At 73.0% G+C, this 15,668-nt stretch carries 13 protein-coding genes; 5 read left to right on the top strand and 8 right to left on the bottom strand.

The window, feature by feature from the left end; genetic code table 11:
- The first annotated feature begins 179 nt into the window (after positions 1–179).
- From ACWGKT_RS22660 to ACWGKT_RS22645, 4 genes are all read left to right on the top strand, one after another.
- Positions 180–620 carry an ATP-binding protein gene (locus ACWGKT_RS22660; protein WP_453275102.1) on the top strand — a complete coding sequence of 147 codons (441 nt, stop codon included), beginning with the start codon at positions 180–182 and terminating at the stop codon, positions 618–620.
- Positions 621–805: 185 nt separating this feature from the next.
- Positions 806–1,675, top strand: a complete 870-nt coding sequence (locus ACWGKT_RS22655) for a SigB/SigF/SigG family RNA polymerase sigma factor (protein WP_453275101.1) — start codon at positions 806–808, stop codon at positions 1,673–1,675.
- Positions 1,676–1,748: 73 nt separating this feature from the next.
- A complete protein-coding gene (locus tag ACWGKT_RS22650; protein ID WP_453275100.1) occupies positions 1,749–2,000 on the top strand; it encodes a DUF5133 domain-containing protein in 252 nt (83 codons plus the stop codon).
- A gap of 6 nt (positions 2,001–2,006) precedes the next feature.
- Positions 2,007–2,843, top strand: a complete 837-nt coding sequence (locus ACWGKT_RS22645; protein WP_453275099.1) for a DUF1206 domain-containing protein — start codon at positions 2,007–2,009, stop codon at positions 2,841–2,843.
- Between the two features lie 67 nt (positions 2,844–2,910).
- Here ACWGKT_RS22645 and ACWGKT_RS22640 read toward each other — a convergent pair whose 3' ends face one another.
- Both ACWGKT_RS22640 and ACWGKT_RS22635 read right to left on the bottom strand, forming a co-directional pair.
- The gene (locus ACWGKT_RS22640) at positions 2,911–5,157 is read right to left on the bottom strand and encodes an FUSC family protein (protein ID WP_453275098.1); all 2,247 of its coding nucleotides are present in this window, start codon (positions 5,155–5,157) and stop codon (positions 2,911–2,913) included.
- 126 nt (positions 5,158–5,283) lie between these two features.
- Positions 5,284–6,666, bottom strand: a complete 1,383-nt coding sequence (locus tag ACWGKT_RS22635) for an NAD(P)/FAD-dependent oxidoreductase (RefSeq protein ID WP_453275097.1) — start codon at positions 6,664–6,666, stop codon at positions 5,284–5,286.
- Between the two features lie 278 nt (positions 6,667–6,944).
- Here ACWGKT_RS22635 and ACWGKT_RS22630 point away from each other — a divergent pair, with 278 nt between their 5' ends.
- Positions 6,945–7,757 carry a methyltransferase domain-containing protein gene (locus ACWGKT_RS22630; RefSeq protein WP_356153620.1) on the top strand — a complete coding sequence of 271 codons (813 nt, stop codon included), beginning with the start codon at positions 6,945–6,947 and terminating at the stop codon, positions 7,755–7,757.
- Positions 7,758–7,781: 24 nt separating this feature from the next.
- Here the strand turns inward: ACWGKT_RS22630 and ACWGKT_RS22625 are convergent, their stop codons facing one another.
- The 6 genes from ACWGKT_RS22625 to ACWGKT_RS22600 form a co-directional block, all read right to left on the bottom strand.
- Entirely contained in the window at positions 7,782–8,216 is a 435-nt protein-coding gene (locus ACWGKT_RS22625) for an ATP-binding protein (RefSeq protein ID WP_453275096.1), read from the bottom strand.
- A gap of 149 nt (positions 8,217–8,365) precedes the next feature.
- A complete protein-coding gene (locus ACWGKT_RS22620; protein ID WP_453275095.1) occupies positions 8,366–10,276 on the bottom strand; it encodes an AMP-dependent synthetase/ligase in 1,911 nt (636 codons plus the stop codon).
- Between the two features lie 168 nt (positions 10,277–10,444).
- On the bottom strand, positions 10,445–11,569 hold the full coding sequence (locus ACWGKT_RS22615) for a glutamate--cysteine ligase 2 (RefSeq protein ID WP_453275094.1): 1,125 nt from the start codon (positions 11,567–11,569) through the stop codon (positions 10,445–10,447).
- A 22-nt stretch (positions 11,570–11,591) separates the two neighbouring features.
- The gene (gene glgB, locus ACWGKT_RS22610; protein WP_453275093.1) at positions 11,592–13,802 is read right to left on the bottom strand and encodes a 1,4-alpha-glucan branching enzyme; all 2,211 of its coding nucleotides are present in this window, start codon (positions 13,800–13,802) and stop codon (positions 11,592–11,594) included.
- Between the two features lie 7 nt (positions 13,803–13,809).
- Positions 13,810–15,177: a maltokinase N-terminal cap-like domain-containing protein gene (locus ACWGKT_RS22605; RefSeq protein WP_453275092.1), complete on the bottom strand. Its 1,368-nt coding sequence runs from the start codon at positions 15,175–15,177 to the stop codon at positions 13,810–13,812.
- Between the two features lie 32 nt (positions 15,178–15,209).
- The coding region (locus ACWGKT_RS22600; protein ID WP_453275091.1) for an alpha-glucosidase C-terminal domain-containing protein at positions 15,210–15,668 on the bottom strand (459 nt) is incomplete at its 5' end.

Genomic DNA, 15,668 nt, shown 5'->3' with positions numbered 1-15,668 from the left:
GTCCGCGTACCCCGCAATCGCCGCACCGAAGGGTCCGTTCCGGGGGTTTGGCGGCGGGCGCAGGGGTGAGCCGAAAAGAGAGACCCGCGGTTGCCCCGGGCTCCGCCGGGTCGGTCTCTGTTCTCACTCCCCTCGGGGGTTCTCACTCCCCTCGGGGCGACCGTTCGAGGAGCGAAGGGATGCGTGAGCAACCCAAGACCGAGTCCACCGCCGCACCGCGGGAAGCGCACCGGCGCCTGCCGGGCCGACCGGCGGACGCGCGCAGAGCCGTGCTCAGCGCCGTGGCCGAGGGGTGCCGCGCCCGGGCCGTCCCCTGTGACGCCGACGCCCTGGAGGACGCCCTCCTCGTCGTCTCCGAACTGACCACCAACGCCATGCTGCACGGCGGCGGCCTCACAGGCTTCGACGTCGACGTGGATGCCGACGCCCACGGCGTACGCGTCTCGGTGTGCGACCGCAGCCGCGAACTCCCGGTGGCCGCCCCGTCCGTGGACGACCAGGGCCGCTCGCGGGTGGGCGGCCGGGGCTGGCGGATCGTGTGCCTGCTGGCGCGCGACGTCCAGGTGGCCGGCCTGCCGTGCGGCGGCAAGCGCATCACGGCCGTCGTCCCCCTCGGCTGAATCCGCCTCCGGAATCCGTCTGCCCGGCCGCGTTTGTTCCCCGGACGCAGGGGCAGACGGAATCTCGTGCTTCGGACCGGAGGCGCGCCCAGCGGGAGTAGTACGACTGCTTCGGGCCCTCCAGGCGATCCGGGCGGTCCTCCCGCGGCAATCCCTGTGACCCCGCAGTTCAGGAGCGATTCCGCATGCTCACCGACCTGTCCACGAGCCGAACCGGCACGCCCGACCGCACCACCGACCGGACACCCCCGACCCCTCCCGCCCCCACGCACTCCGGCAGGCGGCCCCACGACGACGCCCCCGACACCGCGGCGCTCTTCGCCCGCCTCGCCGGGCTGGACGACGGCCCCGAGCGCGAGGCGCTGCGCGACGAACTCGTCACCGCGTGGCTGCCCATGGCCCACCGGATCGCCGGCCGGTTCCGCGACCGTGGCGAGTCCGTCGAGGACCTGCGGCAGGTCGCCGCGCTCGGACTGGTCAAGGCCGTCGACCGGTTCGACCCGGAGCGCGGAGCCTTCGAGAGCTACGCGGTGCCCACCATCACCGGCGAGGTCAAGCGGCACTTCCGGGACCGGATGTGGGCGCTCAGGGTGCCCCGCCGGGTGCAGGAGCTGCGCAACCGGGTGCGCCTGGCGCGCCGCGAACTCACCGAGAACCCCGGCACCCCCGAACCCTCCGTCGCCGACCTCGCCGCCCACACCGGGCTCACCGAGGACGAGGTCGGCACGGGCCTGGAGGCCCTGGAGAGCTTCAGCACCCTGTCGCTGGACGCCGAACTGGCCACCGGCGACGACGGGTACAGCCTCGCCGACACGCTCGGGGCCACGGACTCCTCGTACGACGTCGTCGTCGACCGCGAGTCCGCCAGGGAAGGCCTGCGCCGCCTGCCCGAGCGCGAGCGCGCCATCCTCTACATGCGCTTCTTCGAGGACATGACACAAAGTCGCATCGCCGACCGGCTCGGCATCTCCCAGATGCACGTGTCCCGGCTCATCAGCCGCAGCTGCGCGCGGATCCGCGACGAGGCGCTCGGGCGCGACACAGCGGCGGCCTGACCGGCCACCCAGCAGTGATCGAGGAGCGCGACCGACGCTGATGCCACCATCCCGTGATCGAGGAGCGATTCCGATGCTGATGCCCCACCCCGCGACCCTGCGCAAGCTCGTCGACGAGTACGAGTCGCTCCTCGCCGAGGAACTGGCCGCCGAGGAGCCGGCCGCCGGAGCGAGGACGACCGGCCCGCGTGCCCAGGACCTGGCGTACACGCTGTGCGTGTCGACGGGTACCCGTGAAGTGAGACTCGCCCTGGAGGCTGCTCGCAGCCAGCTGGCCGCGAGCACGAGCGTGTGCCTGCCGGTGGCGGAACCCGCGAGGAAGTGACGCCCGTTGGAGTCAGGTGCCGTCGCCCGGACCGGACCGGGCCGCCCCCGTTCCGGACCGGCCGACACGGTGACCGAGTGGTCGGCCCGGGCCGGCCTGGCCGCCCGGGGCACCATCTATGTCCTGGTGGGCCTGCTGGCGCTGCGCGTCGCCCTCGGCGACCGCAGGAAGCAGGCCGACGCGGGCGGCGCCCTCGCCGAGCTCGCCGGCCGGCCCTACGGCGCCGTCCTGCTGTGGGCGCTGGGCATCGGAGTCCTGGGCATGGCGGTGTGGCGGCTGTCGGCGGCGCTCTTCGGCTCCGCGGGTCCCGACGGCCGCGCCGCGCGGACGCGTCTGCTCGCCCTCGGGGCGTGCGTGTTCTACGGGTTCGTCGCCTGGTCCGTGCTGGCGTTCGCGGCCGGGTCGGGCGGCGCCGAACCGTCCGGCGACCAGCGGTCCCGGGACGTCACGGCGCGGGCGCTCGGCGTCCCCGCCGGACAGTGGCTCGTGGGCGCCGTGGCCGTCGGCATCGCCGTGGCCGGGGTGTGGATCGCGGTCCAGGCCGTACGGCGGGAGTACCACGAGGAGCTGGACCTCGGCGCGATGTCACGCGGGACGCTGCGGCTCGTCGACGTCACCGGGGTGGCCGGCGGCGTGGCGCGCGGCGCGGTGTTCGCCGCCGCCGGTGTCTTCGCGGTGCGGGCCGCGGTCGACTACCGGCCCGAGAAGGCCAAGGGACTCGACGACACCCTCCGCTCCTTCGCCGCGACAGCGCTGGGTCCCTGGCTGCTGGCCGTGGTCGCGGTCGGACTGATGCTGTTCGGGCTCTACTCCTTCGCCGTGGCCCGCTGGCCCCGCGTCTGAGCGGCCGCCACGCGCCGGCCCCGGGTCCCGGCGACCGGTTCCGGGTCGTACCACCCCTGCCGTGCGGTCACTCGGTCGGCCGCGCGACCGGGACCCCGAGCGGCCGGGCCAGGCCCACCACCGCCTCGTCCAGGCGTTGCAGATGCCGCAGCACGCGGTCGGTCACCCGGCCGTAGCGGGGTGTGGCGAGGGTGCCGGGTTCCAGCAGGGAGGCGATGCTCGGGCCGGTCGCGACCTCCGCCGTGGGGGACCGGTCGGCGACGTGCCCGGCGATCGCCTCGATGTTGTTCACGATGCGGCGTCCCACCCCGCGCAGCCGCGGATCCGCCGCGATCGAGGGCTTCGCCGGGAGGAGTTCGGCGGTGGCCGCCAGCGAACGCGCGTGGTAGGCGCAGGTCTCCAGCAGCGCCACGACATAGCGGGCCGTGTCCCGGCGGGAGCGCAGCGGGGTGATCGGGTGGGTCAGCGGCTGGGTGGAGGCGCTCAGATCGGCCAGCGCCCGGTCCAGGTCCCGCGCCCGGTCCAGCAGGTCCGCCGGGACCCCGCCGCTCAGCTGGTCGACCGCGGCCCGGGTGACGTCCGCCAGGCGGTCCAGCACCTCGACGAGCAGTTCGTTCGTCCGGCGGTCGGTGTGCACCGGCAGCACCACCGCCGCCGCGAGGACGCCGCAGGCCGCGCCGAGTGCCGTCTCCTCGATCCGCACCACCAGGACCGACATGCTGTAGGTGTTGAGCAGGGTGTAGAGCAGCCCGAGCATCGCCGTCACGAAGAACGACATCAGCGTGTAGGACAGCGGCGCCGTGTAGAACATCGCGAAGATGAACAGCAGCACCAGCGCGAACGCCGTCCACGTGTGCCGGCCGACCAGCCCGGCGAGCACGATGCCGGCCACGACGCCGAACACCGTGCCCAGCAGCCGGCGGTAGCCCTTGACCAGGATCTCCCCGGTGGACGCCGTGTTGATGAAGACGATCCAGCAGGTCAGCACCGCCCAGTACCAGCGCTGCGCGGACAGCAGCTCGCCGCCGACGATCGCGAGCGCCGAGCCCACGGAGACCTGCACGGCCGCCCGTGTGCTCGGCCGGCGCAGCCCGGTGGACCCCTCGTCCTCCCGTTCGTCCTCGCCGCCGCCGATCGCCGCGTCCTCCGCGTCCAGCTCCTCGCGCGAGCGGATCGTGGCCGGGGTGTCCGCGGACTCGTCCTGGGGCCCGTCGAGGGCGACCCGCAGCCCCAGGACCGCCCGCGCCGCCTCGCCGATACCCCGGAAGACGTCCTGCACGACGGTCGACGCGGGCGGCAGGTTCTCCTCCTCGCGGTAGCCGAGCAGCCGGTTGCGCAGCTGCGCGAGCACGGCCCCCGAGTCCTCGCCCACCGGCCGCAGCACGAGCAGGCGCAGCGCCTGAAGGTCACGGCGGATCGTCGCGCTCGCCTCGTCCCGCACCGGCGTCTCGCCCCCCGACGGCAGGGGTGCCCCCGGCAGGTGCAGGGTGAGCGTGTCGGCCCGTTCGGCGCTGCGCGCGGTCAGCAGCAGGAGACCCAGCCGCTCGGCGGCGATCTCGGCGTCCGCGACCCGCCGCTGGACCAGCCGTGCCACGGACTCGTCGGACGTCCCCTCCTCCAGCAGGCCCTGGATCATCAGGGCCGACTCGTGCAGCCGGGCGGTGCGCGTGCGGACGTCCGCCAGGGCCTTGTCCACCTCCTCCGGGCCGGCGTCGAGCAACTCGATCTGCGCCTCGACGAGTTGGGCAAGGCGGGCGCGGAAGGCCCGCCGCATCCGGTCGAGGGTGCCCGCGGCGGTCTGGGGTACGAGGACGAAGCGGGCGAGCGCGGCGCACGGGAAGGCGAGGGCGATCGCGCCGAACAGACCCGGCAGCGTGGGCGCGGTCACGTGGACGAACAGCGACAGGAAGTAGACCTGGAAGCCGATCAGTCCGAGCGCCGTGCCGCGGTCGCCGAACCGGCGGCTGTAGACGGCGCAGAAGATGAGCACGACGAAGAACACGTCCCCGGCCACCACGCGCGCGTTCAGCAGCGCGCTCAGCGACACCGCGGCCAGCGCCACCGGCAGTCCGAGCGCCAGCGTGACGGCCTGCCGGGAGAGCGACTTGTCCCGTACGGCGAAGGTGGCGACCATCGCCGCCATGGCCCCGGCCACCAGCAGGGTCACGCGGGCCCCCGTCAGGGCCAGCGCGGCCAGCGTGAGGGCGATGGCCGTCACGGTGCGCAGGCCCGCGGTCAGCCGCAGCAACCCGGGGTCGTACGCCGCGAGACGGTCCCACAGCTTCGCCCGCACCGACCGTCCCGCTGACCTCACGCCGCCGCGCTCTCTCCCGTGTCACGTCATGATCCCGAAATCCAGCATGGCACGGCGGACCCGGACCACGGCCGCCGGACCGGTTACCGGACCGGGCGGCGGCCGCGAGCCACTGGGGGACCGGGGTCAGGCCGACGGGCCGTCGGGGCCGACGCTCTCGACGTACGCGCGCACCTGCTCCGGCGTCATGTAGGCGTCGGAGTACTCGAAGTCCTTGAGTCGCATCGGCTTGCGCGTCTGGAAGCCGGTGCGCACGAAGTCGTCGCCCGCGACGGCGTTGAGTGTCCAGTTCGTCAGGACCCGGATCTTGGCGACGTTGGTGCGCAGCGCCGACCAGTGGTAACCGCGGGCGACGACCTGGGCGGGCAGCCCGCGCAGTTCGATGCCGAGCGGCTTGGACACGGCGTCCTTGCCACCGAGATCGACGACGAGCCCCAGGTCCTTGTGGACGTAGGGGCGCAGCGGCTTGTTGCGCAGCGTCGCGATGATGTTGTCGGCGACCCGGGGGCCCTGGCGCATGGAGTGCTGGGCGGTGGGCGGGCAGATCGCGTCCTCCTCGCCCTTGGCCACGTCCGGGACGGCGGCCGCGTCGCCCAGCGCGAACACGCCGTCGTGGCCCCGCAGCGTCATCTCCGAGGTCACCGCGAGTCGGCCCCGGACGGTCTCGGCGCCGAGCGTGGCGATCAACGGGCTGGCCACCACGCCGGCCGTCCAGATCAGGGTGTGGGTGGGCACGACGCGGCCGTCGGTGAAGGTGACCTCGTTCGGGCCGGCCTTCTCGATGGACACGCCCAGGGAGATGTCGATGCCGCGCCGGCCCAGGATCTCCTGGGCGCTGCGCCCGAGTTTGTCGCCGAGCTCCGGCATCAGCCTCGGCGCGATGTCGATCAGGTGCCACTTGATCAGGCCCGGGTCCAGGCGCGGATAGCGCTTGACCGCGGCGTGCGTGAGGCGCTGCAGGCAGGCGGCGGTCTCGGTGCCGGCGTACCCGCCGCCGACCACCACGAACTGCAGCCGCGAGGCCCGCTCGGCCGGGTCCTGGCTGGCGTCGGCGAGGTCGAGCTGGGAGATGACGTGGTCGCGGATGTAGGCGGCCTCCGCGAGGGTCTTCATGCCGAAGGCGTGCTCGGTCAGCCCCGGGATGTCGAAGGTGCGGGTGACGCTGCCCGGCGCGAGCACGATGTAGTCGTAGGGCTCGGCCACGGTCTGGTCGGTGATGGTCCGGATGACGCAGACCTTCGACTTCAGGTCCACGCCGATGGCGCCGCCCGGGATGATCCGGGTGCGGTACTTCTTGCTGCGGCGCAGCGAGAGCGCGATCGACTGGGGCGTCAGCACGCCGGAGGCGACCTGGGGCAGCAGGGGCAGATAGAGCTGGTAGGCGAACGGCGTCACCAGGGTGACGTCGGCCTCCGACGGGGCGAGCTTGCGTTCCAGACGGCGAACGCACTCCACTCCCGCGAAGCCCGCGCCAACCACCAGGATCCTGGGTCGTGTCACGTTGTTCATCCCTCTCTGCGGCTCCAGCGGTCCGACTCGACACCGTTCGCGTGCCCCGGATCGCTGCTCGCACCACATCGATCCCAGCGCGCGCCGAGCCGTTCCGCCAGCGGGGCGCGGCAGGCAGACGAACGCGTGGGCTCCAGCATGCCCCTGTCCGTGCCCCGAGTAACCCACTCGTCGCACGGATATGCGGGGGACTCCTGTGCGCGATGGTGTTCCGGGGTTCCCCGCGGGCTCGGGAAAGTGGCCCGTACCCGGGCCGTACGGGCCGTAGAGTGCGCGCCATGGCGGAGACTCGGCCCGGTTCGGCCTTCCAGACGCGCAACATGGACCCGCAGAACGTGGCGCCGCTGGTGGGCGCCCTGGACTCCCAGGACGCCAATCCCGGAGTACGGCGCCTGCGCGCCTGGGCCGAGGAGGCGCTCGCGGTCCACGACGGCGAGCGGGTGCTGGACGTCGGAGCCGGAACCGGCACGCAGACCCGCGCCCTGGCCGACCTGGTCGGCCCGCAGGGCTCCGCGCTCGGCGTCGAACCGAACCCCGGACTGCGCGCCGTCGCCGAGGAACGGGCCGCCGGCGGCCGGGCCCGCTTCACCGACGGCGACGCGCTCGCCCTGCCCCTGCCCGACGACTCCGTGGACGTCGTCTGGTGCGAACGCGTCCTGCAGCACCTGGCCGAACCGGACAGGGCGGTCGCCGAGATGGCCCGGGTGGTGCGCCCCGGCGGCCGGGTGGCCCTGCTCGACACCGACTGGGCGACGACCGTCCTGCACCCGGGCGACCCGGAGATCCTGCGGGCCCTGACCGCGGGCGCCCTCACCGGAGCCGCCAACCCCTACTCCGGGCGCCGCCTCGTCGGCCAGCTGACCGCGGCCGGACTCGTCGTCGACGACCGCGGCTCCCAGGCCCTGCTCCAGGACCACCGATCGGTCGCCTGGCCGCTGGTCCGCATGCTCGGCGAATCGGCGGTGCGCCGCGGACTGCTCGGCGAGGACCAGCGGGACTCCGTCTACGCGGACCTCGCGGAAGCCGCCGAGCGGGGCGCCCTGCACATGTCCGTGACGATGTTCGGGGTGGTCGCCCACCGCCCGCGGTGAGCCGGGCGGCCCCGGGCCCCCTCCTCACCAGGGCAGGAAGGCGTGGATGTCCTTGCCCGTGTCGGTGACGACCACGCTCACCTGGTTGCACAGCGTGTGCATCAGATGCCAGCCGATGCCGCCGCCGCCCGCGTCGGGACGGAACGGCCGCGGCTCGGGCCGGATGATGCTGGTGTCGCGCATCGTGACGTGCACGCCGTCGAAGGTGCGGCGCATCCGCAGCTCGAAGGGGCCCGGAGCGTACTGGACGACGTTCGCCGCCAGCTCGGTGACGACCAGCAGGATGTCGTCCCAGTACTCGGCGGCCCGTGGCGGCGACGCGCGGGCGAGGGAGCACAGGAACTCCTCCGCGGCGAGTCGTGCACCCGTCACGTTGTGCAGTTCGCCCGGGAAGGAGAACGCCTGGTCGTACGTGTCCTCCGAAGGCGGTGTCTCGTCCCAGCGTGGCCCGGTCGCCATCTCGTCTTTCCCGCCCCGTGCGAAGGGACGTTCACGCCGTGTGCACGGGGCTGTCCTCGCGGCTCTTTCGTCCCACCGCTGCGGGTTCCCGCAGGCGAGCGCGGTACGCGTCCCGCGGCCGCCCGGCACCGCACCGTTGCGGGATCTCCTCATCGGAACACGTTGTCCGGGTCCTCCCAGTCGGTCGGCTCGGGGGCGGCGGGCCGGCGCGCGACCCGGGTCCGGGCCTCGTACATCGCGTCGATCTCGGCGGCGTAGTGCCGCACTATGGCGTCCCGGCGCAGCTTCAGCGAGGGGGTCAGCAGTCCGTTGGCCGGATCGAACGGCTCGGGAAGCACCCGGTAGACCCGGATGGACTCGGACCGTGACACCGCGCTGTTGGCCGCGGCGAGAGCCCGCGCGATCTCGTCCCGCAGCGCGTTGTCCTCCCGCGCCTCCCGTCCGGGCGTGTCACCCTGCGCCGCCAGCGTCGCCCGCCAGTGCGCCAGGTACTCCGGGTCCAGCGTGATCAGGGCTCCCACACAGGGACGGCCGTCGCCGACCACCACCGCCTGGTGGACGAGCGGGTGCATCCGCAGCCGCTGCTCCAGCGGGGCCGGCGCCACGCTCGTGCCGCCGCTGGTGACGATGACGTCCTTCTTGCGGCCGGTGATCGTCAGATAGCCCTCGGAGTCCAGCCGTCCGATGTCCCCGGTGGCCAGCAGCCCGCCGCGCAGGAGCGCCGCACGGGTCCCGGCCTCGTCGTTGACGTATCCCTGGAACACGGACGGGCCGCGCACCAGGATCTCCCCGTCGTCCGCCACGTGGATGTCGGTGCCGGGCAGGGGCTTGCCGACGGTTCCGGACTTCTCGCGGCCGAGCGGCTGCATGGTGATCCCGCCGGCGGTCTCGGTCAGCCCGTATCCGTCGTGGACGTAGATGCCGATCCCCTCGTAGAAGAGGGTCAGTTCACGGTTGAGCGACGAGCCGGCGGAGGTGGCCCGCACCACCCGGCCGCCCAGCGCGCCCCGCAGTCTGCGGTACACCGTCCGTTCGTACAGGGCGTGTTGCAGCCGCAGGTCGAACCCGGGTCCGGCCCCCCGGCCCAGCCGCTGCCGTTCGGTGGCCGCCGCGAAGTCCCGCGCGGTCTGAGCCGCCCGCTCGAACAGCGCGCCCCGGCCTGCCTGTTGGGCCGTGCGCAGGAAGACCTTGTAGAGCTTCTCGTAGAGCGAGGGCACGCCGTAGAAGTACGTCGGCCGGAAGGTGCGCAGCGCCGACGACAGTGCCGCCTCGCTCATCTCCGGCTCGTGGCCCATCAGGACGCCGCCGCGCAGGCACAGCACCTGGATCATCAGCCCGTACACGTGCGAGAAGGGCAGGAAGGCCAGCACCGACGGCTGCTGTCCCGGGGGCGCCCCCATGTGGCCCCAGCCCGCGAGAAGCGTGTCGCACGGATACGCCAGGCCGCGGTGGCTGAGGGCGCAGCCCATCGGGCGGCTCGACGTGCCCGAGGTGTAGGTGATGGCCGCCGTCGAGTCCGGCAGCACGATCCGGCGCAGTGACTCCACCGTGGTCAGCGGGACGAACGCGCCGCGGTCCACCAGGTGGTCCAGCGCCCCCGCGTCCAGCTGCCAGACGTGCCGCAGCCGCGGCAGCCCGGTGCACACGGTGCCGATCGTCATGACGCCCTGCTCGTCCTCCACCACCACGGCCACGCAGTCGGCGTCCCTGAGGATCCACTCGACCTGTTCCCGGGCGGACGCCGGATTGATCGGAACGATCTCCGCACCCACCGCCCACAGGGCGAAGGACAGCACCGTCCACTCGTACCGGGTGCGGGACATGACGGCCACGCGCTGGCCCGGCGAGATCCCGGAGGCCACCAACCCCTTGGCCACGTCGACCACTTCGTCGCGCAGCTCCACGGCCGTCACCTCCTCCCACAGGACCGGCGCGCCGTCACGACGGCGCGCCAGCACCGACAGGGTGGGGTTCCGCGCCGCCGTGTCGAAGACGCTGTCGGCGAGGCCGCCGGTCAGGGGCGGCACGGCCGCCGCCGGAGCGAGAGCGAATTCGCGCATGCGCTGCTCCTGGGGTGTACGGAGGGTGACCCCACCGATCAGTACGGTGGTCGGCGGTGCTCGAATGTAGCCCAGGTAAGGCAGTTCGGGGTCACGAACGGGGAAGTCGTCGCCTACTCATGATCAAGACGTGACCGCGGGAGCCGGAGAACCCGGGCGCCGGGCGGATCAGGAGCGAGTGAGCCGTACGCATTCGGCGACCACGTCGCGCAGGCTCCCGGTCCTCTCCAGCAACTCCCGTTGCACCCGGGCGCCGTTGCCGCGCCGCAGCAACGAGCCGACCGCCTCCCGCACCCGCTCGGCGTCCCCGTGGTCGGACAGCGCGTCCCCGGTGTGTTCCAGCAGATCCCGTACGACCGCCTCGGCGGGCGCCGGCCGCAGGGTCACCGGGTCGAGCAGGTCCTCGGACAGTCCGGACCGCGCCGCCCGCCACGCGGCGAGCCGGAGCAGGCTCACGCTGTGCCCGAGGGGCTCGGTGCCGGCCCGCCAGTCACGGGCGGCCGTCTCCACCAGGCCGCGCGTCAGGGCGGCCACCAGCACGGCGGTCTCGGCGTGCAGACAGACGTCCGCGACCCGGATCTCCACGGTCGGGTACCGCTCGGACAGGCGCGCGTCGAAGTAGATCATCGCCTTGTCGAGGATGGCGCCGGTGGCGACCATCTCCGCCACCCGCCGGCGGTACCGCTCCGCCGAGCCGAAGACCTCGGTCGGCCCGGCCGAGGGCCAGCGCTGCCAGACCTGGCTGCGATAGCTGGCGTACCGGGTGTCCCTGCCCTGCCAGAACGGGGAGTTGGCGCTCAGCGCGGTCAGGACCGGCAGCCAGGGCCGGATCCGGTCGAGGACGGCGACCCCCTCGTCGTCCGACCCGACGGACACGTGCACGTGACAGCCGCAGACCAGCTGATCGTGCACGGCCATGCCGTACTGCTCCGCCATCCACGCGTAGCGGGGGTGGAAGCTGATGGACGGGCTGACCGGCAGCGGCGAGGCGGCGAGCGCGGCGACGGCGCAGCCGGTCTCCTCGGCCAGCCGCACGGCCCGCGCACGGCACCGGCCGATCTCCGCGGCCAGCTCGCCGAGGTCCGACCGCGGACTCGTGGCGAACTCCAGCTGCTGGCGATGCAGCTCCTTCTCGAACACGTCCGCGCCCGGACCGTCGCGGTCGTCCCGGTGGTCGTCGTGGTCGCGGTCGTCCCGGTCCGCGCGGGCCAGCACCGCGGCGGACATCGCGCGGGGCTCGCCGGTCTCGGGATCGACCAGGAGGAGTTCCTCCTCCACTCCTACGGTGCGCACGTCCCCCGACTGCCCCGATCGGTCACCCCTCAACCGGGGCCGGAACCAGCCACACCGTGGCGAGGGGCGGCAGCGTGAGCCGGAGACCGTCGGCCTCGGGCACCAGCCGTCCGGGGTTGGTGACGTCGCCGCCGCCGTAGCGGGCCGCGTCGGTGTTGAGCACCTCGCGCCAGGCGCCGACGGTCCCCGGCACGCCGAGGCGGTAGTCGTGGCGGACGGCGGGGGAGAAGTGGGAGACGGCCAGCAGGGGGGTGCCGTCGGCGTCGTAGCGCAGGAAGGCGAAGACGTTGTCGTCCGCCGCGTCGCCGAGGACCCACTGGAAGCCGGCGGGGTCGGTGTCGCGCTGCCACAGGGGCGGGGTGGCGCGGTAGACGGTGTTGAGGTCGCGGACCAGGTCGCGGACGCCGCGATGGTCCGCCGCCGCGACGTAGCCGGGGTCCAGCAGCCACCATTCCGGGCCGTGCGCCTCGGACCATTCGCCGCCCTGGGCGAACTCCTGGCCCATGAAGAGGAGTTGCTTGCCCGGGTGGGCCCACATGAAACCCAGGTAGGCACGGTGGTCGGCGCGCCGCTGCCACCAGTCGCCCGGCATCTTGGAGACCAGGGCCTGCTTGCCGTGGACGACCTCGTCGTGCGAGATGGGGAGCACGTAGTTCTCGCTGTACGCGTACACCATCGAGAAGGTCATCTCGTTGTGGTGGAACTTGCGGTGGACCGGCTCGTGCTGGATGTACTGCAGCGAGTCGTGCATCCAGCCCATGTTCCACTTCAGCCCGAAGCCCAGCCCGCCGCTGTCCGTCGGCCGGGTCACGCCGTCCCAGGCGGTCGACTCCTCGGCGATGGTGAGCACGCCCGGCGCCCGCCGGTAGACGGTCGCGTTCATCTCCTGCAGGAACGCCACCGCGTCCAGGTCCTCGCGTCCGCCGAACACATTGGGCGTCCACTGACCGGAGTCGCGCGAGTAGTCGAGGTAGAGCATCGAGGCGACCGCGTCCACCCGCAGGCCGTCGATGTGGAACTCCTCGCACCAGTACACGGCGTTGGCGACCAGGAAGTTGCGCACCTCGGTGCGCCCGAAGTCGAACTCGTACGTCCCCCAGTCGGGATGCTCGGCCCGCCGCCAGTCTCCCGGCTCGTACAGCGGATCCCCGTCGAAGCGGGCCAGCGCCCAGTCGTCCTTGGGGAAGTGGGCGGGCACCCAGTCCATGATCACGCCGATCCCGGCCCGGTGCAGGGCGTCGACCAGGTACCTGAAGTCGTCGGGTGTGCCCAGCCGGGACGTCGGCGCGTAGTAGGACGTGACCTGGTAGCCCCAGGAGGGCCCGAAGGGGTGCTCGGCGACGGGCATCAGCTCCACGTGCGTGAAGCCGAGGTCGTTGACGTACGCGGGCAGCTCGTCGGCCAGTTGGCGGTACGTCAGGCCCGGACGCCAGGAGGGCAGGTGGACCTCGTACACCGAGAACGGCGCCTCGTGCACCGGTGTGTCCGCGCGGTGCGCCATCCACTCGGCGTCGCCCCACTCGTAGTGCGAGGCCGTGACCACGGAGGCCGTGTCGGGCGGCACCTCCGTGCGGCGGGCCATCGGGTCGGCCTTGAGGAACCGGCCTCCGTACCGGGACGTGATCTCGAACTTGTACCGGCTGCCCTCGCCGATGCCCGGCAGGAACAGCTCCCACACCCCGGACGAGCCCAGCGAACGCATCGGGTACTGCGTCCCGTCCCAGCTGGTGAACTCCCCGGCGACCCGCACCCCTTGGGCGTTCGGCGCCCATACGGTGAACCGGGTGCCGGTCACTCCCTGATGCGTCATCGGTTCGGCGCCCAGCGCCTTCCACAGCTGCTCGTGCCGGCCCTCGCCGATCAGGTGCAGGTCGAGCTCGCCGAGTGCGGGCAGGAAGCGGTACGGGTCGTGGACCTCGTGCGCGCCGTCCTCGTACTCGACCAGCAGGGTGTACGAGGGCACCGTGTCGTACGGCAGGACGGCGGCGAACAGGCCGCCGCCCTCGGAGACCAGCCGGCCGCGCGTCCCGTCGACCAGGACGCTCACCGCGCGGGCGAACGGACGCAGCGCCCGGAAGAGCATGCCGCCCGGCACCGGGTGGGCGCCCAGCAGGGCGTGCGGGTCGTGATGGGCGCCCGCCAGCAGACGGTCGCGGTCGGCGGGGTCCAGGGGGACCGCCGACCGCTGGAGCGGACCCGACGGCTCGGGAAGCGAGGTCTCGCGCAGTGCCATGACGTCGTCAGCCTCCTCGCACGGCGAGCCGTTTGATCGCCGCCATCGGGACAGGGAGCCAGTCCGGACGGTGCCTGGCCTCGTAGAGCACCTCGTACACCGCCCGGTCCGTCTCGTGCGCGCGCAACAAGGCGTGCTTCTTGCGCGGGTCCCATCCTGCCCGGGCCGCGTAGCCCGCGCAGAACGCCTCCCGGCAGCGGCGGGCCCATTCGGGGCGCCAGGGGCGGCGCTGCCGGGCCGCGTAGTCGAAGGAACGCAGCATGCCGGCCACGTCCCGAACCGGGGACTGCGCACTACGCCGTTCGGTGAGCGGACGGGACGGCTCGCCCTCGAAGTCGATGACGAACCACTCGCGGCCGGCCCGCAGCACCTGTCCCAGGTGAAGGTCGCCGTGTATGCGCTGGACGGGCGGTCCGGCGTCGCAGGTGGCGAGCGCGCCGAACGCGGTGCGCAGCCCCGGGACGAACGGCCGCAGCGCGGGCACGCAGTGCACGGCGGCCTCCAGCCGGGCCGTCATCGCCTCGGCCGTGTGGCCGTTCTCGCCGTGCGCTCCGGACGGGAAGGCCGTGGCCAGGGCGAGGTGCACCTCGGCTGTGGACCGCCCCAGTTCGTGCGCCTCGGTGGTGAAGTCGTCGCCGGCGGCGAGCGCGCGCAGCGCCAGCGTCCAGCCGTCGGCGGCGTCCGGCAGGAACGGCTGGAGCACGCCGAGCGTCGCGGGCCAGGGCTCGGTGGTCCGGAACCAGGCCACCGGCGCGGGCACCCGCGCACAGCCCTGCGCGGCCAGCGCCCCCGGCACCTCCAGGTCCGGGTTGACCCCGGGCTGGATACGGCGGAACACCTTGAGGATGTACGCGTCGCCGTACACCAGCGAGGAGTTGGACTGCTCGGCGTCCAGCAGCCGCGGCGCCAGTGCGCCGGGCACCCGCAGGTCCGGGTCCGCCTCGAAGCGCAGCGGGCCCGCCGTGCCGGGGTGCCGCAGTCGTTCCAGGAGCAGTTCGGCCGAGTGCGGGTCGTACAGGGCGTCGTACACCGCGAGACCGGCCAGGGGACCCTCCTGGACGCGGCCTATGAACGCCCGCTCCAGGCGCGGCGCCGGCTGCTCGCGCACGCCGAGCAGCAACTGGTAGCAGTCGCCGGCCGGATCCGTGCCGACGGGGGCGGGGACCTGGGAGTGACCGGCGTGGACCAGCAGGTGCAGACAGCCCGGGAACAGCTCGGTCTGGGACAGTACGGTCAGGTCCGTGACCGGCCGGTCCTTGCCCGCGAACCAGCGTTGCCGGGGCAGCCATTCGCGCAGCAGACCGGCCAGCGAGGCCCGGGGCCGGTCCTCGGGACCGGACGTGACTCTCGGTCCGGGGGAAACGGTCTTCGGCATGGTGACGCGTCCTTTCCTCGGCGCCGCAGCGCTCAGCGTCGTCGGCCGATGCGGGAGGCGACTCGGGAGAGCCGGAACCAGTAGAAGCCGTGGCCCGCGAGGGTCAGCAGGTAGGGCAGTTCACCGATGGCCGGGAAGCGCACCCCGCCGATGAGCTCGACGGGATGCCGTCCGGCGAACGTGCGCAGATCGAGTTCGGTGGGTTGCGCGAAGCGGGAGAAGTTGTGGACGCACAGGACGAGGTCGTCCTCGTACTCCCGCAGGAAGGCCAGGACCGCTCCGTTCGACGACTGCAGTTCGGTGTAGGACCCGAGTCCGAAGGCAGGATTCTGCTTGCGGATCTCGATCATGCGGCGGGTCCAGTGGAGCAGGCTGGACGGGGAGGACATGGAGGCTTCGACGTTGGTGACCTGGTAGCCGTAGACCGGGTCCATGATCGTGGGCAGGTAGAGCCGTCCGGGGTCGCAGGAGGAGAAGCCCGCGTTGCGGTC

It is taken from the genome of Streptomyces sp. NPDC054794 (assembly GCF_053611585.1).
Note: the sequence above shows the minus strand (reverse complement) of the source record. Positions and strands in the feature narration are given on the sequence as shown.

Bases quoted from the DNA above. Each gene is read 5' to 3' on its own strand.
- ACWGKT_RS22660 (WP_453275102.1), top strand. From the start codon at position 180: ATGCGTGAGCAACCCAAGACCGAGTCCACCGCCGCACCGCGGGAAGCG.
- ACWGKT_RS22655 (WP_453275101.1), top strand. From the start codon at position 806: ATGCTCACCGACCTGTCCACGAGCCGAACCGGCACGCCCGACCGCACC.
- ACWGKT_RS22650 (WP_453275100.1), top strand. From the start codon at position 1,749: ATGCTGATGCCCCACCCCGCGACCCTGCGCAAGCTCGTCGACGAGTAC.
- ACWGKT_RS22635 (WP_453275097.1), bottom strand. From the start codon at position 6,666: ATGAACAACGTGACACGACCCAGGATCCTGGTGGTTGGCGCGGGCTTC.
- ACWGKT_RS22630 (WP_356153620.1), top strand. From the start codon at position 6,945: ATGGCGGAGACTCGGCCCGGTTCGGCCTTCCAGACGCGCAACATGGAC.
- ACWGKT_RS22625 (WP_453275096.1), bottom strand. From the start codon at position 8,216: ATGGCGACCGGGCCACGCTGGGACGAGACACCGCCTTCGGAGGACACG.
- ACWGKT_RS22620 (WP_453275095.1), bottom strand. From the start codon at position 10,276: ATGCGCGAATTCGCTCTCGCTCCGGCGGCGGCCGTGCCGCCCCTGACC.
- glgB (WP_453275093.1), bottom strand. From the start codon at position 13,802: ATGGCACTGCGCGAGACCTCGCTTCCCGAGCCGTCGGGTCCGCTCCAG.
- ACWGKT_RS22605 (WP_453275092.1), bottom strand. From the start codon at position 15,177: ATGCCGAAGACCGTTTCCCCCGGACCGAGAGTCACGTCCGGTCCCGAG.